This window comes from Cystobacter fuscus, from assembly GCF_002305875.1.
Lineage (GTDB): Bacteria > Myxococcota > Myxococcia > Myxococcales > Myxococcaceae > Cystobacter > Cystobacter fuscus_A.
Window position 1 is genome coordinate 7642395 of the sequence record NZ_CP022098.1, and the last position, 16948, is coordinate 7659342.

A 16948-nucleotide genomic window follows, 5' to 3' on the forward strand; every position below is an offset into this window, starting at 1 on the left:
TCACGGCGCAAGGGCGCGTTCCACACAGGCGATGAACTCCTCGCTGTCGAAAGGCTTCTTCAGGAGGCTGGACGGATTGCACGCCCGTGCCCGCTGCATCACCGCCGCCTCCGTCTTGGCGGTGATCATGATGACGGGCACCGTGGAGCCCCGCGCGTCGAGCGTCCGCTTGAGGTCGATGCCGCTCATGCCCGGCATGTGGATGTCGGTGATGACCAGGTTCGTGGTCTCGAGTTCGCCTGACGCCAGGAACGCCTCGGCGCTGTCGAACGCCAGTCCCTTCAGCCCGAACGACCGCAGCAGGCTGAGCACGGCAAGACGGACCGACGCGTCATCGTCGATGACGGAGATGAGGGGGGCGGATGGCATGGCATTGCTGGCCTTTCCCAGCTGTGCGTTTCAGGACGAGGGCTTTCGTGTCTGGGATGCGGGCAGGGCCTCGGCCAGGGTCTTCGGGATCCGCAGGGCCTCGGCCATACGCACCAGATCCGCCAGGCTCTTCGCCCCCATCTTGCGCATCGCCGAGCCGCGATGGATCTTGACCGTGATCTCACTCAAGTGGAGGTCTCCGGCCACCTCCTTGTTGAGCCGCCCGATGGTCACCAGGGTCATCACCTGCTGCTCGCGCTTCGACAGGGTGCCGAAGCGCTGGCGCAGGCCGGCCAGGTCCTCGCGTTCGGAGCGCCGCCCGCGATGGCGCTCCACCGCCAGCGTCACGGCGTCGAGCAGATCCTGCTCACGGAAGGGTTTGGGCAGGAAATCGACCGCGCCGGCCTTCATCGCCCGCACCGACATGGGAATGTCGCCATGGCCGGTCATCATGATCACCGGCAGGTCGATGCCGAGCGACTCGAGCTGCCCCTGGAAGTCGAGGCCACTGGTGCCGGGCAGGCGCACGTCGAGCAGGAGACAGCCGGGGGCGTCCACCCGCTCGGCATCGAGGAAGGCGCGCACCGAGGCATGGGCCCGGGCCATCATCCCGACGGAGCGGAACAGGGACTGCAAGGCCGTGCGCAGCGACGGGTCGTCGTCGACGATGTGGATGACGGCGTCCTCACTCATACCCAGACCTTGGCATGCAGGGGACGCGCCCACAATCATACCTGAGTATGGTCCGATTCCCCACGGACAACCTGTTCGTCGTCGCGGGTCGATCCTTGCTACCATCGGCCGCGCTCATGACGCTTGGCCCACGTGATTGGACGATAGGGGCGAACACCTTCCGCTTCGAGCCCCCTGATCTGCTCTGGGTGAAAATCCAAGGGGAATGCTCGCGGGAGGAAGCCGTTCAAATCGTGAATCTCTACCGGGAGCTGGCCGAGGCTCAGCCCTACTTCGTCCTGAGCGACATGCAGGCCTCGATGGGGATGGACGCGGAGGCCAAACGCTACATGAGCGAGAACCTCCGGTCCGGGTGGTTCCTGGGCATCATCCTCTTCAACACACGGCTGCTGCACAGGGCCCTCGTCAAGGGAGTGATCCTCGCCGCCGCGCTGACCCGGTCACTGGATGAGCCGCCACGAACGAAGATTCAATTCGTCTCCACGCGGGAAAAGGCCCTGGAACTCCTCGAGCAATGGCGTGCACGAGCGGATGGCGGTCGCGGTTGAGAAGGCGCGCGCCGAGGAGTCCTGCTGAAGCGTGGGCGTCTGATCCAGGGGGCCCTTGGACGCTCGCCTGCGGCGTCATGACGTGGAAACGGGTCGTACTCCGAGCGAGCAGGAGGCGCCCCGTGGGAACCGCACGCGCGATCCGGCGTTAGAGGACCGTCTGGCTCCAAACCACCCCTCCACGCGAACCCGCGCGCCTGGGGCGCTTCTGTGCGAGGTTCTCCCTCTGCCCCCCGCCCGTGCGTGCCCTCCGTGTCCTCCTCCCCTTCCACCCCCTTGCCACCCGCCCCACTGCTGCTGGTGGACGACTACCCCCCCAACCTGATCGCGCTGGAGGCGGTGCTCGCGCCGTTGGGCCAGCCCCTGGTGAAGGTGACGTCTGGAGAGGAGGCGCTCAAGGCGATGCTCTCCGAGGACTTCGCCGCGGTGCTGCTGGACGTGCAGATGCCGGGGCTGAGCGGGCTGGAGACGGCGACGATCATCAAACAGCGCAAGCGCTCGGCCGCCACGCCCATCCTCTTCCTCAGCGCCGTGAGCCGCGACGAGGGGGCGATCCTCGAGGGCTACGCGCACGGGGCGGTGGACTACATCGTCAAGCCCTACGATGCGGACATCCTGCGCGCGAAGGTGGGCGTCTTCGTGGACCTCTACCGCCGTGGCCGGCAGTTGCAGCGCGAGGAGGCCGAGATGCGCCGGCGCGAGCGCGAGCTGCTGGAGCGCGAGAGCGCGGCGCGCGTGCAGGCGGCGGCGCAGCAGCACGCGGAGTCCCTCAACGAGCGCCTCACCGCGCAGCAGCAGTGGCTCGAGGCCGTCCTGCACCGGATTCCCGTCCCGCTGGTGTTGGTGGAGCGCGGCAGTGGGCGCTTCACCTTCGCCAACGCGGCGGCGGACCGCATGTGGGGGGGTACCTATCCGCGGCCCGAGACGCGCGCCGAGTACGACCGCCTCGTCACCGTGCGCCACCTGGATGGCGCCCCCATCCCCCCCGAGCAGATGGCCTCGGCCCGCACGGCGCGCGGCGAGAGCGTGAGCGGGCTGCAGATGCTGCTGGACACCCCGCGCGGCACCACCGCCATCCTGGTGGAGTCCTCGCAGGTGCCCGCCATGGAGGGCAGCCCCGCCGTGGGGGTGGTCACCTTCCAGGACATCTCCGCGCTCAAGCAGGCGGAGCGCGCCCTTCAAAAGCGCGAGCAGGAGTTCCGCACGCTCGCCGAGTCCATGCCCCAGGTGGTGTGGACCGCTCGCGCCGACGGGCAGCTCGACTACGTGAACCAGGTGCTCACCCGCTACATGGGCCGGGAGGAAGCGGCGGCGCTGGGCAACTCGTGGACGCAGCTCATCCACCCCGAGGATCTCGACGAGACACTGCGGCGCTGGACGCACAGCGTGCGCACGGGGGAGCCCTTCGAGGTGGAGTACCGCATGCGCCGCGCGGACGGCGCCTACCGTTGGTTCCTCACCCGCGCCACCTGTATGCGCGAGCCGGACGGCCGCCCCCTCAAGTGGTTCGGCACGGCCACGGACATCGACGACGCGCGCCGCACCCGCGACGCCCACCGCTTCCTCGCCGAGGCGAGCGCCATGCTGGGCAGCACGCTGGATGCCGAGGCCACGCTGCAACAGGTGGCACGGCTCGCGGTGCCCACGCTCGCGGACTGGTGCTGCGTGGACATGCTGGAGGAGGATGGCTCGCTGCGCCGGCTCGCGGTGAGCCACACCGATCCGGCGAAGGTGCGGCTCGCCTGGGAGATCGCCCGCCGCTACGCCCTCAACCTGAAGGCCGCGCATGGGGTGCCCCACGTGCTGCGCACCGGCGAGACCTCGTGGGTGCCGGACGTCACGGAGGCCATGCTCGTCGCCGCGACGGGCGGCGACCCGGAGCGGCTGGGGATGGCGCGTCAGTTGGGGTTGCGCTCCTTCCTCGCGGTGCCGCTGCTGGCGCGCGGCAAGCTGCTGGGCGTGCTCATCCTCGCCCACTCGGAGTCAGGGCGGCGCTACGACGAGGCGGACGTGCGGCTCGCCGAGGACCTGGGCCGGCGCGCGGGGCTCGCGGTGGACAACGCGCGGCTGTACGCGGCGTCGCAGACGGCGGTGCAGCTGCGCGACGACTTCCTCGGGGTGGCGAGCCACGAGCTCAAGACGCCACTCACCCCCATCCAGCTCAAGGTGCAGGCCCTGCAACGGCGCGTGAGCGCGGAGCCGGACGGCGTGCTGCCCGCGCGCCAGGTGGGCGCGGTGCTGGACGCGGTGAGCACGCAGACGCGCAAGCTCAGCGTGCTGGTGAGTGGCCTGCTGGACGTGTCGCGCATCAGCACGGGGCGGCTCGAGCTGCACCTGGAGCCGGTGGACCTGGCCTCGCTGGTGCGCGAGGTGGCCCACGCCTTCGAGGCCGAGGCGGCCAAGGCGGACTGCGCGCTGCGGCTGCGGCTGGCCGAGGCGCCGGTGGTGGGGCGGTGGGATCGGCTGCGGCTCGAGCAGGTGGTGACCAACCTGCTGACCAATGCGCTGAAGTACGGCGCGGGCCGCCCGGTGGAGGTGACGCTCGCCACGGTGGACGGGCGCGCGTTGCTGGGGGTGCGGGACGAAGGCATCGGCATCGCGGCCGAGGCCCAGGCGCGCATCTTCGAGAAGTTCGAGCGCGCGGTGAGCGACCGGCACTACGGCGGGCTGGGGCTGGGGCTCTACATCACGCGGGAGATCGTCCGCGCGCTGGGTGGCGGCGTGAGCGTGGAGAGCGAACCGGAGCGCGGCGCGCTCTTCACCGTGTCCCTGCCCCTGGTGGGGCCCTGAGCGGGTGGCCCACCAACGAGCGCTTCTCTTCCCGTCGCCACCGGAACAGGATGACGCAGGATGTCTCTCCCCGTCGCCCGTCCCCGCTGTGACCGCTGCAACCTCCCGCTCCAGCTGTGCCTGTGTGCCGAACTCCCCCGGGTGGAGACGCGCACCCGGATCCTCCTCGTGCAGCATGTGGTGGAACCCCGCAAGAAGAGCAACACCGGGCGGCTGGCCACGCTGGCCCTCACGAATTCCAGGCTGCTCACCTATGGCGCGCCGGACGAGGCGCTCGACACCGCCCTGCTCGGCGAGCCCGGCACCTGGCTGCTCTTCCCCGATGGCCCCACCGCGCCGCCGGACGCCCCCGCGCCCAGGCAACTGGTGGTGTTGGACGGAAGCTGGTCACAGACCCGGCGAATGACCCAGCGGATCGCCGTGCTGCGCACGCTCCCCCGGCTGGTGCTGCCGCCGCCCGATCCTGGGACGCTCCGACTGCGCGAGCCCACGCACCCCTCTGGGATGTCCACCTTGGACGCGGTCGCTCGCGCGGTGGCGCGCTTGGAGGGACCGGACACCGCGGCACCGCTGGAGCGGCTGGCGGCGCTCCGGGTGCGGCGGATCGCCGACTGCGGGACATTGAATTGAGTCCCCAGTCGGCCCCTACGGCGTGACTCAGTAACAATCTCCACAGGACTTGAGGATGTTCCCCGCGAAGTACTCATCCGTGCCGTTGGAGCAATAGCGATTCAGGGCGTTGCCGTAGCCGGTGCACATCCGCTCGCAATCCCAGATGTCATAGGCGGTGTAACCGGGCGCACAGCTCGGAGCCAGACCCTGCTCCTGACTGGTCAGCTCCGTGCTCCGCGCCGCGGCATCGGCGTTCTCGACCACTCCACCACAGCCCACGGACAGCAGTCCCATCGCCAGCAAACCACCAAGGATCTTCACTCGCATCGGCCACTCCTGGATGTGCAACGTGTTGTCGAGGCGCTCCAAGAATAGCACGAAAACCCCTCTCGAATCAGGGGATGCCCTTGAACTGGAAGGCGAGCGCGAACCACGGCATGGCCTGGCTCACCTCCGCGCCCGTGCGGTAGCGGTGGCTGAGGAACCACTGCGAGATGAGCACCACGGAGGGGGCGTTGAAGAGCCGGTCGGGCTCGTCATAGAAGGTGTAGGAGATGAAGGGGCCCGCCCGATGGATGGTGGGGTTGAGCCCGAGGTCCGTCTCTCCGGCCGGGTAGTGCTCGGGCTGGTAGAAGCTGCCCGTGACCGTGTAGCGCAGACCCACCGTCAAGCCGCCCATCAGGTAGAGCAGGTCCGCGTCGTTGGTCGCCACCCAGCCGTTGTTGGGGGCCACCACGTCCAGCACCGGCTCGTAGAAGACGTGGTCTCCGTCGCGCAGCTTCATGTTGAAGTTGAAGAGGCGCGGATTGCTGCGCACCGCGAGGGGGCCCGCCTTGAATTGCAGCAGCGCGGCCACGGTGAACAGGGTGCCGTTGGAGACATAGTTCGACCCCCCCACCCCGCCGAGCTCCGCCAGGCGCCGATCGCTCGCGTCCGAGTTGGGGCTGGGGAAGGACTGCAGGTAGTTGAAGTTGCCGAACCAGCCAACGCCCTCGTAGGAGGCGGAGAGCTGCAAGATGGGGAGCGGCTGGAACTCCACACCGAGTCCTCCGCGCACCAGGGCGGGGCTCACGAAGGCCACCGGCCCCAGGCCAATGTAGTTGTCCTTCAGCAGGGGAGATTCGCTCTCGTACAGGCGGTAGCGCACCTGGAAGGTGAGGTTGGTGAAGAGGCCCGTGGGGTTCGCGCGCGCGGCGATGCCCACCCTGTAGAAGGTGTGCAGGGGCGGAATCACCCGCGAAGGCGCATCCTCCCGCCGTGGCACCGTGGCCGCCGGCACCTGCGAGCCCTGGGCGAGTGCCCCCGTCGCTCCGAGCACCATCAGCAGCCCCCACAACCCTCCACTCGCCACTGCACTTCGCGTTCTCATGATGGTTCCGCCTCGTGTATGTGCTTGCGTCCCGTCGCCGGTGGCGAAGTGTAGGTCACATCACACGGAGGGTGATACCAGAGAAAGCGAGGTTCCCGGTGTTTGACCTGCTGCGTCGAAACAGTCAGGCGATGCCCGCTGGCCGAGCGGGGGGGATCAAGCGCACCTCGCGCAGCTTCCAGAAGAGATCGAAGAACGAGTCCGGTGTGTATTGGTAATCCGAGAACCCACGCAGGCGGCTCTTCGACATGTCCGCCAGGCATTCGATCGGACGTCCGAGATCGGCATCCGTGTGCCACGCGGAGATGAGCCGGCCCAGCTCACTCTCGGCCAGTTCGTACTTACGGGCGATGTCCTTCCAGATCGGTCCGGCGTCGGCCAGTTGCCGCTCGAGCGGTGTGGCCTGACCCGGGTAATCCGCGGCCTGGACCCCGAAGTACTCGGCCAGCTTCGGCCACAGCCACCGCCAACGAAAGACATCCCCATTGACGACATTGAACGCTTCGTTGCGTCCACCCTCCGCGGTCGCGGCCCACTCCAGATGCCGTGCGAGCAGTCGCGCGTCGGTGACATCCGTCAGGCCGTTCCACTGCATGGGCGAGCCGGGGAAGAGGAACGGACGCCCGGTCTCGCGGCAGATCGTGGCGTAGACGGCGAGCGTCACCCCCATGTTCATGGCGTTGCCGACGGCGAAACCGATGATGGTGTGCGGGCGGTGCACGCTCCAGGAGAAGCCCTGCCGCCTGGCCGCGGCGAAGACCTCGTCCTCCTGGACATAGTAGAAGTTCTCGATCGGCAGGCGCGGTTGCTCCTCGCGAAAGGGGGTGTCCGGAAGCACTCCCTTCCCATACGCCTCGAACGGCCCGAGATAGTGTTTCAAGCCGGTCACCAGGGCGACATGCCGCAGGGACTCTTCCTCGCGCAGGACGCCGAGGAGGTTGCGCACCATGGCCCCATTCACCGCGCAGTTCTCGGCCTCCGTGGGCTGCCTCAGCCAGGTGCAGAAGAAGACGTGTGTTGGCTTCACTCCGGAGAGGGCCGAGCGCAGCGTGTCCGGGCGCAGCAGATCGGCGGCGATGGGATGCACGCCCGGCAGGTCCATCGGCGGGTGCCGCGCCAGCCCGTACACCGTCCACCCCCCCGAGGCGAGCCGCCGTGCGAGGTTGTTGCCAACGATGCCGCTGGCCCCGACGACGAGTGCCACCCGTTGCATGATGCCGCTCCTTCTTGTCGTGCTGACGAGGAGGTAGGCTCCTGCCCCGGGCCAGGCAAGATGGCACCGTCAACAGGTCTGGTGACTTGTTGGCTCCCCCCCATGCCAGGGCTCGGCGGACTCCCGCGCGGGGGCACTCCTCATCACGTGGTGGGTGCCACGGAGTTGGTCACCACGCCCGCCTTGCTGGGGAGCGACTGGCTGGTCGCCTTCCAGCTCACGCCGTGACCCGGACGGGAGGACACGACGCATGCTCAAGGTGCTCACGCTGAACATCGCGCACGGCGTTCCGTCCATCCCCATCCCCCTGCCCTTCCTGCTCCCGCGCCGGCGGCTGCTGGGACACCTGGATCGGATGGCCGACCTGCTCGCGCGCGAGCGGGCAGAGGTGGTGGCACTCCAGGAGGTGGACCGGGCCGGGCTCTTCAGCGGCGCGGTGGATCCCCTGGAACGACTGGCCACCCGCGCGGGCTACCCTCATCTGCTGCATGGGCCCCACCTGCACCTGCCCGGAGTCTGTGCCCGGGGCACCGCGCTGCTCTCCCTGCGGCCCCTGCTCGAGCCCGAGTGGAACTCCTTCGAGGCGGACCGGGCCGTGGACAAGGGCTACGTGATGGCGGCGGTGGAGGAGCTCGAGTGGGTCAGCCCGTGAGGCCACGCCGCGGCGAGCCCTGGAGCCTTGTATAAGGGCACGCGAGGAGGCGATCCGTGAAGACACGAGGGTGGGTGCTGCTCGGCGCGTGGACGGCACTGGTGTACGCGGGCGCCGTGCCCTCGGGATTCGTCCTGGATGATCTCTACGCCGTGGAGAGCAACCCCGTCGTCCAGGGCGAGGTGTCTCCCGTCGAGGCCTTCACCCGCGACTACTGGGGCCGCGTTCCACCGGAGACCATTGGCACCTACCGGCCGCTCGCGGTGCTGACCTTCGTGCTCGACGCGCGGGTGGGTGGCGGCGCGCCGTGGGTGTTCCACCTCACCAACGTGCTGCTACACGTGCTCGCCGTGCTGGCCCTGTTCGGCGTATGGCGCTCGTGGGCGGGCGACACCACCGCCTGGGCCGCCGCCGCCCTCTTCGCCGCGCTCGCCGCTCCCGCCGAGGCCGTGCACTCCATCGTCGGCCGCGCGGATGTGCTCGCCGCGCTCCTCGGACTGCTCGGCTGGGCCGCCCACCGCACCCCGGGCCTCCGGGCCGCCACGCTCGCCGCCGGCTGCTACACCCTGGCGCTCCTCTCCAAGGAAAGCGCCCTGCTCTATCCGCTCGTGTGGTGTCTGCTGGAGGCGCTGCGCACGGGCCGCTGGCGCGCCCTGCCCTGGGGCCGACTGGGTGTCTATGCCGCCGTGACGGCACTCGTCCTGGGGGCGCGCAAGCACGCCCTGGGGACGTTCCTCGGCGCGACCATCGGCGACATGACCAACCCGCTCGTCACCGCCTCCTGGAGCGGGCGCGTGCTCGGCGCGGCCGACATCTTCTGGTCCCAGTACCTCGCCGGTATCGCCAACCCCCTGCGCCGGCTCTACATGTGCTCGGCGCCCGCATGCGCGCCCGCGGGGGTGGACAGCGCCGGGGCCTGGCTCGGCCTGGGCGCGCTCGGGCTGCTCGTCGCCCTGGTGCCAGGCACCTGGCGCCGGGCCCCCCTGGTGAGCGCGGGCATCGCCTGGTTCCTGCTGCTGTTCCTGCCCATCTCCAACCTGCTCGTGGTGGGCCCGTCCGTGTATGGCGAACGGTTGCTCTACGCGCCCCTCATGGGCGCCACGGTGGCGCTCACCCATGCCGTGTCGCGCCTCGCCGCCCGTCTGCCCCGGCCCGCCCTGGCCTGGGGGCTGCTCGTCGCGCTTGGCGCGGGCAACGCCCTGGCCGTGCAGTCGAGGCACGCGGACTGGCGTGATGGCGTCTCGCTCGCCCTCCAGGGCATCGAGGTGCAACCCCGCAGCACCGTGCTCCAGATGCTCGCGGCCGAGGCCTGGATGGGGCTCGGCCGCTGGGCCGAGGCCGAGCAATGTGCCCGGGACGCCATCGCCCTCGACTCCGGGTTTGGCCGCCCCTACGGCCTGCTCGGCGTGGCGCTGGATCAGCAGGGACGCACCGAGGCGGCCCAGGCCATGCTCGAACGGGCCTTCGCCCTCGAGCACTCCGAGGAGGCCCTGTTGAACCTGGCGCGATTCCATGCCCGGCATGGGGACGCGCGACGCGCGCTCGCGCTGCTGGAGCGGGAAGCCCGGAACCGTCCCCCGAGCCCAGGCCTGCTCGCCCTGGCCGAGGAGCTACGCCGGCAGCTCGCCACCGAGGCCAGGTGACGCGGCCTGGAGCCCGGGCCACGGGACCCTTCAGCCCTCCAGCTCCTCGATAGAAGGCAGGCGGACGAGCACCCATTCACCATCACGTGTGCGGGCGACGGAATGGAGCGAACCCGCAACCTCCACCACAGCAGCGTAGGGAAGATCCGGCTGGGTCCGCAGCCAGGACCTGGCCGCATCCTCGCTGGGAAAGGAGTTGAGAGGCTTCGGCCAATGCTCTTTCGTGCCAAAAACCCTCTCGTAATTCCAGAAGTCCTCCAGCTTGCCAAGGCTCCGGATGAAGTGGAGCGCTTTGGCAGCGGTCTTGATCGTCGCTACGGCTTCCGGCTCGTTGGGGTGCTGCCCGGCCAAAGCTTCGAGGGAGTTCAGGAGATCTTCCAGCTTGGAACTCATTTCATCTCCCCACATGTCACGGCATCCAGTGTACTTCCCGACTGAGTCATGAGCACCAGAGGAGCGAGGACCACCACTCCCGCACCAGCGGAGATGACGATGAACGTCACTCCGGCCGCTGTGACGATGGTCCCTACCAGTAGTTCCTGGCGATGGCGCTTCAGCCAGTCGATGGCTTCGTCCATCGCCGTGAACTCCAGGGCATGAAGTTTGTTCCTCGCGAGACAATCCTGGTAGGCCTCAAGGCATGTTTCCTGGCAGTGCTGATAATGGCCTGGGTCACCCCGTTCCGATGGGTATGGGGGCTTTCGCTTCCAGCAGCGCCGGAAACATTCGATCTGCTCCTTATCGCAGTCCCTAGCACGACGCGCGGCGAGGACCACCGGACCTGACTCTCTAGCTTGCACGAGCGCCTGATCGAGTAGAGCCCGATCAGACTCTGATGCTTCTTGCCAAGTTACTGTCAGGCCCCCATCCGTGGTGTCACGGATGACCAGGAGGACGTCCTGTGGGGGTTGGGAATGTTCGGAGGGAACAGGGCGAGAGCCACTGCATGCCAGGAAGAGGAGGGACAGGAGCACGCAGGTACCTGACCTGAGTCGAAAGGGTAGCAGCAAGGGCGTCCTATGAAGTCGAAGGATGCGCTCTGGTACCATGCCGGGCAAGCATGGCAAGCAACATCATCGGCTTCCAGTCGGAATGGGATGGTTCTTCCTTTTTCTATGCGTTTCAAGATATGGCGAGCAGTCGCTCCTCAATGGAGTAGTCATCTACGCTTTCGATCAATGGGCTGAAGCGGTGGCAGATACGCCAACAGCTTGGAGCGCATTTCGCGTGTCTGTTCCCTCTTGATCTCCAATTCCTTTGGAGTAATTGGATCTGCCCCATTCAAAGCGCCAACGCCTTCCGCAAAAACCAGAAAATTATACCTTGCGATCTCCTGCGGAATTTCCTCATCAAGGATTGACCCACTCCCTCCTATCGTTTCGCTGACTTTCTCCTTCAGCTCAGCAAAGCGCTGTTCTGCTATCTGCCTGGCGCCGGCATGCGCCTCAGAAGGCCCAAGCGAAAGGATGGTATTGAGCAACAAATCTGCCTCGCTAAGAAACGATATGAGACGTACGAGAGCTGCCGCACGGAGCTTGCCCAGCTCGACGATGATTGCTTGTTCGCGCCGGTGTCGCTCTATCCACTTGGCGGTAATGAGCGACACGAGAACCCCGCTGCCACATAACAACACCTTATCAATCACGATCTTGACAAGTTCCTGATTAAATTCAGTCATAGCCAATACTCCCCAGCGACTCGCGAGTTCAACAACAGCTCCATATCGACGAATTCAGCTGGCCTCCAGGCCACGGCACTAAACATTGGGCTGCTTGAGGTGGAAACCCGTGGCCTCCTGGTAGGCACACGCCAGGGTGAGCGGCTTCACCTCGCCATACAGGCGGCCAAGGAGGGACAGGCTCACCAGCTATCAGGGACATGGGGCCAGGAGGCCATCCCGGCCCGGCGGGGCGCGCGCTACACCTTGAGGCGGATGGCGCCCGGCAGGATGGTGATGCGGCAGGGAAGCCGTCCGGGCACTTCCCCATCCATCTCCAGGAACACCTGCTCCTCGCTCTCGGCGCGCAGCGTCTGGCATTGGATGTAGCGCGTCTTCGTCCAGGTGATGTGGTCGCCGTTGTAGACACCCTTGGACTTGATGACGAAGTCGGCCAGGGTGTAGTCGCGCCAGAGCGTCAGATCGAAGCGGCCATCGTGGGTGACGGCCTTGGGGGCCACGCACATGCCGCTGCCGAAGTAGCGGCCGTTGGCCGCGGCGATGGCGGTGATGCCCATCGTCTCGGGCTCGCCCTCGTCCACCTGGAGGCGCACCTGCACGTCCTTGTGCTTCGCCAGGGTCTTCACCGTGCCCCACAGGAAGCTCAGGTTGCCACCGAGCGCCTTGCTGCCCACGTTCACCTCGTGGGCGATGGCGGCGCTCACCCCGAAGGAGGCGATGTTGGCGAAGTAGCGCGACTCCCGCTGCCCCTGGTGGTTGACGTACTCGGCGAGCCCCACGTCGAAGGGCTCCGTCTGGTCGCCGCGCAGCCTCGCCAGGGCGGAGTCCAGCTCCAGATCCCACCCGAAGGCCCGCCGGAAGTCGCCCCCCGTACCCCGGGGAATGAGCCCCAGGGCCGCCCGGGGGTTGATGGCCTTGCCGTCCGCGAAGAAGCCGTTGACGACCTCGTTCACGGTGCCATCACCTCCCACCGCGGTGATGCACTCGTAGCCATCCGCGAGCGCATGCCGCGTCAGCCGCACCGCGTCCATGACGCTCTCGGTGAACCCGAAGCCGAAGTCACCAATCACCCGGGTCACCTGGCCCGAGATCTCGGCCCATCGCCTGCCCGTCTCTCCGCCAGCGCTGCGCGGGTTCACCACGAGGAACGTCTTCATCGGCTTGGAAATCCTCTACTTCTGCGGCAGGGGCGCGGCACGCACGTGAACCTCGCGCAGCTGGCGCTCGTCCACGTCGCCCGGCGCGCCCGTCATCAGGTCCGTGCCCGTCTTCGTCTTGGGGAAGGGAATCACGTCGCGCAGCGACTCGACGCCCGTGAGCAGGAACGCCAGCCGGTCCATGCCCAGCGCGATTCCACCGTGCGGCGGCGCGCCAAACTTCAGCGCGTCCAGCAGGAAGCCGAACTTCGTGCGCGCCTCCTCGTCGCCGATGCCCAGCGCCTTGAACACCTCGGCCTGCACCTTGGGATCATGCAGACGGATGGAGCCGCCGCCGATCTCGAAGCCGTTGAGCACCACGTCGTAGCGGTGGCACTTCACGCGGCCCGGATCGCTGTTCAGGTACTGGACGTGCTCGTCGTGGGGCCGGGTGAAGGCGTGGTGCGCCGCCGCCCACGTCTTGGTCTCCTCGTCGTACTCGAACAGGGGCGGGTTCACCACCCAGAGGAACTTCCACACGCCGCCGCTGCCGTACTCGGGGATGAGGCCGAGCTTCTTGGCCACGTGCACGCGCAGGTTGGCCATCACCGTGTGCACGAGCGCCTCGCGGCCGAACTGGAAGACAATCAGATCGCCCGTCTTCGCGCCGCACGCCTGGGTGATGGCCTGGCGCAGCGCGGGGGTGATCGTCTTGGACAGCGGGGACTGGGTCCACTCCCCGCCCTCGCCCACCTTGGCGCGCGCCAGCCCCTTGGCGCCGTTCTGCCTGGCGAACTCCTCCAGCTTGTCGCTCTCCGCGCGGCTCAGCGGCTTGTCACCGGGGATGACCATCGCCTTGACGATGCCGCCCTGCTCCACCGCCTCCCAGATCATCGGCACGCCGCCCGCGGCGCCGTGCTGGCGGATGAGGTCCGTGAGCACCACGTGCTCCAGCCCGAAGCGCAGGTCCGGCTTGTCGTTGCCGTACTTCGCCATGGACTCGTCGAAGTCCATGCGCATGAAGGGCGTGGGCACGTCGATGCCCAGCACCTCGCCCCACAGCTTCTTGATGAGCCCCTCGACGATGGTGAAGACGTCGTCCTGGGTGACGAAGCTCATCTCGATATCGATCTGCGTGAACTCGGGCTGCCGGTCCAGGCGCAGGTCCTCGTCGCGGAAGCACTTGACGATCTGGAAGTAGCGGTCGAAGCCCGCCACCATGAAGAGCTGCTTGTAGAGCTGGGGGCTCTCGGCGAGCGCGTAGAACTTGCCCGGGTTGAGCCGGCTGGGCACGAGGAAGTTGCGCGCGCCGCCCGGGGTGTACTTGCCCATGAAGGGCGTCTCGAGCTCCAGGAAGCGGTGCTCGTTGAGGTAGCTGCGCGTGAGCGCGTTCATCTTCGAGCGCGTGATCAGCGACTGCTGCAGCGGCCGGCGACGCAGGTCGAGGTAGCGGTACGCCAGGCGCTTCTCCTCGGCGGTGTCGATGTTGTCCTCGACGAGGAAGGGCGTGGGCTCGGAGCGGTTGAAGATGGTCAGCTCGGACGCCTTGATCTCGATCTCGCCCGTCTTGAGCTTGGGGTTGACCTGGGAGCCGCGCGAGACGACCTTGCCCTTGATGCCGATGCAGTACTCCAGCCGCAGCTGGCCCGCGAGGTCGTGCGCCTCCTTGGCGATGTCCGGCTCGAAGACCACTTGAGTCAGACCCTCGCGGTCGCGCAGGTCGATGAAGACCGCGCCACCGTGATCACGCCGGTTCTGCACCCAGCCGAAGAGGACGACCTCCTCGCCAATCTGGGCTTTGGTGAGCTGCCCGCACGTATGGGTTCGCTTGACCTCGGTAATGAACGGGACCGCCATGACACCGCCTGCCAGGAGGAAGAGAAGGGGCGGCACCATAGAGAGCGCGGAAACGACGCGTCAAGGACTCCGGAAGGAAGGTACCGCGCTTCCCGGCCCGCTTCTGGTGCCCGCCGGACCCGTAGTAAGAAGCCCGGCATGGTCCGAAAGCTGACAGCCGCCGCCACGGCGCTCGCGACGCTCGTCGTCTCCTGCGCGCCCGAGACGAGCCAGCCCATGAAGGTGCGCGCCCTCGTACTCTCCAGCAACGGGGAGTACACGCCCACGGAGGTGGAGCTCAAGACGGTCACCGATGTCGCCTCCCTGGAGGGCAAGGTGGCGCGCTTCGTGGGGAGCGCGAGCATCCAGCTGTCCGGCAACGATCCCGAGGTCCAGGCGGCCACGACGGAAGACGCACTGCGGCGTGCGATGACGAAGGACGCGGGCCGCCCCATCACCGCCAGCTTCATCCCCGACGCCCTGGGGGTGCTGACGCCCGCGGACTTCCACTCCTGGAACGTCACCACCACGTATTACAACCTGGAGCGGGCCTGGGAGTACTTCAACACCGTGGCCAACGTGCCCCAGGCGGAGCTGCCCCAGACGCCCGTCTACTACTTCCCCGAGTTCATCCTCGGGGAGCTGAGCGACAAGCCACAGCGCGACAACGCCCTCTTCTTCGCTCCGATGGGCGCCTTCATGGTGCTGCCCTTCGACACCCTGCAGAAGGCGCCCCTGGCCATCAACGCCTCCATCCTCACCCACGAGTACGCCCACCTCGTCTTCAACCGCCGCGTCTTCGACGGCCGCGCCCTGCCCCCTCCCCTCACCGTGTGGTCCCAGGACGGCTTCACCCCCGGCCTCAACGTCATCAAGGCCATGGACGAGGGGATCGCCGACTACCACGCCTACGTGGCCTCGTGCGCCACGCGCTTCGGCTGCAACACCCGCGTGCTGTCCACCACCTACGATGACGCCCTGGTGGCCTCGCGCGACCTCGCCACGCCCCGGTGCATGGACGCACTGCTGTACAACCAGCTCACCAACGCCAACCTCGCCGAGGCGGCCGGCCTGGAGTACCGGGTGGGGACCCTCCTCGCCCACGCGCTCTACCGCTCCGCGGGCACCGAGGCCGAGCGCCAGGCGCTGGTGCGCGCGCTGGTGGCCACCTACTCGGACCCGGACGGGGCGAAGTACGGCTTCAACCAGCTCGCCAGCAGCTTCCTGAACTCGCAGGACCAATTCACGCTCGCCGTGGCCGCCAAGGCCATCGTGCAGCACCTGCCGGCTGGCAGCACCCTGCAGGCGCAGGTGTGCAACAACTTCGTCAACATCCTGCAGATCCCCGCCTCCGCCCTGACCGGCACCAATGCGTGCCCCGCCAGCACCGTCCCCGGCGACTGCCCCTCGATCTACACCACCCCATGACGACCCGAGCCCCCTTCACCTGGCCGCTGTTTTCCCTCCTGGGTTGTCTCGCGCTCGCCTCGCCCGCGCTCGCCCAGGGCGAGGATGAGCCCTACCGCTACCCGGACGAGGAGGAGGAGGCCCCCTCCCGGAGAGGCCGCGCGCCTCCCGAGGACACGCCCTACGCCTACCCCGACGACGAGGACCCGCCCGCGTCCTCGCGCCCCAAGCGCCGTTCCGCCCGGGACGCGGAGTACAAGGATCCGGACGACTTCCGCCGGGCCGAGCGCGGGGAAGAGGAGGAGAAGGACTTCGAGCGGCTGGCGCGCACGGATGACCCGAACACGGGCATCGCCTTCGAGGTGCTCGGCGGGGTGATGCTGCTGAGCAGCCCGCGCGGGCAGTTTCTCGGAGATCCCGTGCCCGCCTTCGGCGGACGCTTCACCTGGGAGTACGGGCGGCTGCTCAACTCCGAGCCCCTGCGCGAGGCGCTCTGGCTGGACGCGCGCTACGGCTTCGTCGGCCAGCGCGAGGGCACCGCGCTCGTCGTCGGGGACGTGCAGCGGCACTACGTCTCACTCGCCCCGGCGTACGAGCTGACCTTCGGCGAGGGCTCGGACTACGGCCTCTACGCGCAGGTGGGCGGTGGCATCGTCTACGAGCTGTCGCGCCTGGAGGTGGGCGGCAAGCTGACGCCGGTGGAGGGCATCAAGCCCCTCATCCAGTACGGCGTGGGTCTCCGGGGCCGCACGAAGCTGTCCGCGACGTCGAATCTGCGGCTCACCTGGCGCCTGGAGCTGATGCGCTTCCGGCGCGGCTACCAGGACGACACCTCCGCGGGCCTGAGCGCCGGCCTCGGCTTCTGACGGGGGACGGGCGCTCGTCCGCCCTCCCCTCGTGGCTCCCACCGGGCGGGCCATCCCACCGCCGCATCCAGGGAAAACTTTTCCCTCCGGTGGACGGATCTACCGTCCCCTCCCGGTTTGACTCACGTGTAAACCC

The 16948-nt window shown here is 67.9% G+C and carries 17 protein-coding genes; 7 read left to right on the top strand and 10 right to left on the bottom strand.

Features of this window, described 5'->3' with window-relative positions; genetic code table 11:
* A complete protein-coding gene (locus CYFUS_RS30850) occupies positions 1-369 on the bottom strand; it encodes a response regulator transcription factor (protein ID WP_095988482.1) in 369 nt (122 codons plus the stop codon).
* 30 nt (positions 370-399) lie between these two features.
* Positions 400-1062, bottom strand: coding sequence for a response regulator transcription factor (locus tag CYFUS_RS30855; RefSeq protein ID WP_095988483.1), 663 nt, complete (start codon positions 1060-1062; stop codon positions 400-402).
* A gap of 233 nt (positions 1063-1295) precedes the next feature.
* On the opposite strand from CYFUS_RS30855, the gene CYFUS_RS30860 reads away from it, so the two are divergent.
* The 3 genes from CYFUS_RS30860 to CYFUS_RS30870 all read left to right on the top strand — a co-directional run bounded on the left by CYFUS_RS30860 (position 1296) and on the right by CYFUS_RS30870 (position 5030).
* Entirely contained in the window at positions 1296-1610 is a 315-nt protein-coding gene (locus tag CYFUS_RS30860) for a hypothetical protein (protein WP_095988484.1), read from the top strand.
* Positions 1611-1862: 252 nt separating this feature from the next.
* Positions 1863-4400 carry an ATP-binding protein gene (locus CYFUS_RS30865; protein WP_198316188.1) on the top strand — a complete coding sequence of 846 codons (2538 nt, stop codon included), beginning with the start codon at positions 1863-1865 and terminating at the stop codon, positions 4398-4400.
* Positions 4401-4460: 60 nt separating this feature from the next.
* Positions 4461-5030: a tRNA-uridine aminocarboxypropyltransferase gene (locus CYFUS_RS30870; protein ID WP_095988486.1), complete on the top strand. Its 570-nt coding sequence runs from the start codon at positions 4461-4463 to the stop codon at positions 5028-5030.
* A gap of 27 nt (positions 5031-5057) precedes the next feature.
* Here the strand turns inward: CYFUS_RS30870 and CYFUS_RS30875 are convergent, their stop codons facing one another.
* From CYFUS_RS30875 to CYFUS_RS30885, 3 genes are all read right to left on the bottom strand, one after another.
* Positions 5058-5339 carry a hypothetical protein gene (locus CYFUS_RS30875; RefSeq protein ID WP_095992335.1) on the bottom strand — a complete coding sequence of 94 codons (282 nt, stop codon included), beginning with the start codon at positions 5337-5339 and terminating at the stop codon, positions 5058-5060.
* A gap of 67 nt (positions 5340-5406) precedes the next feature.
* Positions 5407-6381, bottom strand: coding sequence for a hypothetical protein (locus CYFUS_RS30880; protein ID WP_157758765.1), 975 nt, complete (start codon positions 6379-6381; stop codon positions 5407-5409).
* A 124-nt stretch (positions 6382-6505) separates the two neighbouring features.
* Positions 6506-7594, bottom strand: coding sequence for an SDR family oxidoreductase (locus CYFUS_RS30885; protein ID WP_095988488.1), 1089 nt, complete (start codon positions 7592-7594; stop codon positions 6506-6508).
* Between the two features lie 250 nt (positions 7595-7844).
* Between CYFUS_RS30885 and CYFUS_RS30890 the strand changes: the two genes are divergently transcribed.
* Positions 7845-8246: an endonuclease/exonuclease/phosphatase family protein gene (locus tag CYFUS_RS30890; RefSeq protein WP_095988489.1), complete on the top strand. Its 402-nt coding sequence runs from the start codon at positions 7845-7847 to the stop codon at positions 8244-8246.
* A 56-nt stretch (positions 8247-8302) separates the two neighbouring features.
* Positions 8303-9889 carry a tetratricopeptide repeat protein gene (locus CYFUS_RS30895; RefSeq protein WP_157758766.1) on the top strand — a complete coding sequence of 529 codons (1587 nt, stop codon included), beginning with the start codon at positions 8303-8305 and terminating at the stop codon, positions 9887-9889.
* A gap of 30 nt (positions 9890-9919) precedes the next feature.
* On the opposite strand, the gene CYFUS_RS30900 is transcribed toward CYFUS_RS30895, so the two are convergent.
* The 5 genes from CYFUS_RS30900 to aspS all read right to left on the bottom strand — a co-directional run bounded on the left by CYFUS_RS30900 (position 9920) and on the right by aspS (position 14560).
* Positions 9920-10282: a hypothetical protein gene (locus tag CYFUS_RS30900; RefSeq protein WP_095988491.1), complete on the bottom strand. Its 363-nt coding sequence runs from the start codon at positions 10280-10282 to the stop codon at positions 9920-9922.
* Entirely contained in the window at positions 10279-10467 is a 189-nt protein-coding gene (locus CYFUS_RS30905) for a hypothetical protein (protein ID WP_232536918.1), read from the bottom strand. Before CYFUS_RS30905 ends, CYFUS_RS30900 begins: the two co-directional genes overlap by 4 nt.
* Positions 10468-11048: 581 nt before the next feature.
* On the bottom strand, positions 11049-11567 hold the full coding sequence (locus tag CYFUS_RS30910; RefSeq protein WP_095988492.1) for a hypothetical protein: 519 nt from the start codon (positions 11565-11567) through the stop codon (positions 11049-11051).
* Positions 11568-11806: 239 nt separating this feature from the next.
* Positions 11807-12724, bottom strand: coding sequence for a diacylglycerol/lipid kinase family protein (locus CYFUS_RS30915; RefSeq protein WP_095988493.1), 918 nt, complete (start codon positions 12722-12724; stop codon positions 11807-11809).
* A gap of 15 nt (positions 12725-12739) precedes the next feature.
* Positions 12740-14560 (bottom strand): aspartate--tRNA ligase, encoded by a 1821-nt coding sequence (gene aspS, locus CYFUS_RS30920; protein ID WP_095992337.1) that lies wholly within the window; start codon positions 14558-14560, stop codon positions 12740-12742.
* Positions 14561-14698: 138 nt separating this feature from the next.
* On the opposite strand from aspS, the gene CYFUS_RS30925 reads away from it, so the two are divergent.
* Together CYFUS_RS30925 and CYFUS_RS30930 are read left to right on the top strand one after the other, a co-directional pair.
* Complete coding sequence (locus CYFUS_RS30925; protein WP_095988494.1) at positions 14699-15967, top strand: hypothetical protein; 1269 nt, start codon at positions 14699-14701, stop codon at positions 15965-15967.
* Positions 15964-16812 carry a hypothetical protein gene (locus CYFUS_RS30930; protein ID WP_095988495.1) on the top strand — a complete coding sequence of 283 codons (849 nt, stop codon included), beginning with the start codon at positions 15964-15966 and terminating at the stop codon, positions 16810-16812. The genes CYFUS_RS30925 and CYFUS_RS30930 overlap by 4 nt, the downstream gene beginning before the upstream one ends.
* The last annotated feature ends 136 nt before the right edge of the window (positions 16813-16948 follow it).

Excerpts from the sequence above, each read along its gene's own strand:
- CYFUS_RS30875 (WP_095992335.1), bottom strand. The coding sequence starts at position 5,339 with ATGCGAGTGAAGATCCTTGGTGGTTTGCTGGCGATGGGACTGCTGTCC.
- CYFUS_RS30915 (WP_095988493.1), bottom strand. The coding sequence starts at position 12,724 with ATGAAGACGTTCCTCGTGGTGAACCCGCGCAGCGCTGGCGGAGAGACG.
- CYFUS_RS30870 (WP_095988486.1), top strand. The coding sequence starts at position 4,461 with ATGTCTCTCCCCGTCGCCCGTCCCCGCTGTGACCGCTGCAACCTCCCG.
- aspS (WP_095992337.1), bottom strand. The coding sequence starts at position 14,560 with ATGGCGGTCCCGTTCATTACCGAGGTCAAGCGAACCCATACGTGCGGG.
- CYFUS_RS30880 (WP_157758765.1), bottom strand. The coding sequence starts at position 6,381 with ATGAGAACGCGAAGTGCAGTGGCGAGTGGAGGGTTGTGGGGGCTGCTG.
- CYFUS_RS30850 (WP_095988482.1), bottom strand. The coding sequence starts at position 369 with ATGCCATCCGCCCCCCTCATCTCCGTCATCGACGATGACGCGTCGGTC.
- CYFUS_RS30910 (WP_095988492.1), bottom strand. The coding sequence starts at position 11,567 with ATGACTGAATTTAATCAGGAACTTGTCAAGATCGTGATTGATAAGGTG.
- CYFUS_RS30900 (WP_095988491.1), bottom strand. The coding sequence starts at position 10,282 with ATGAGTTCCAAGCTGGAAGATCTCCTGAACTCCCTCGAAGCTTTGGCC.
- CYFUS_RS30855 (WP_095988483.1), bottom strand. The coding sequence starts at position 1,062 with ATGAGTGAGGACGCCGTCATCCACATCGTCGACGACGACCCGTCGCTG.
- CYFUS_RS30885 (WP_095988488.1), bottom strand. The coding sequence starts at position 7,594 with ATGCAACGGGTGGCACTCGTCGTCGGGGCCAGCGGCATCGTTGGCAAC.
- CYFUS_RS30930 (WP_095988495.1), top strand. The coding sequence starts at position 15,964 with ATGACGACCCGAGCCCCCTTCACCTGGCCGCTGTTTTCCCTCCTGGGT.
- CYFUS_RS30890 (WP_095988489.1), top strand. The coding sequence starts at position 7,845 with ATGCTCAAGGTGCTCACGCTGAACATCGCGCACGGCGTTCCGTCCATC.
- CYFUS_RS30925 (WP_095988494.1), top strand. The coding sequence starts at position 14,699 with ATGGTCCGAAAGCTGACAGCCGCCGCCACGGCGCTCGCGACGCTCGTC.
- CYFUS_RS30905 (WP_232536918.1), bottom strand. The coding sequence starts at position 10,467 with ATGGACGAAGCCATCGACTGGCTGAAGCGCCATCGCCAGGAACTACTG.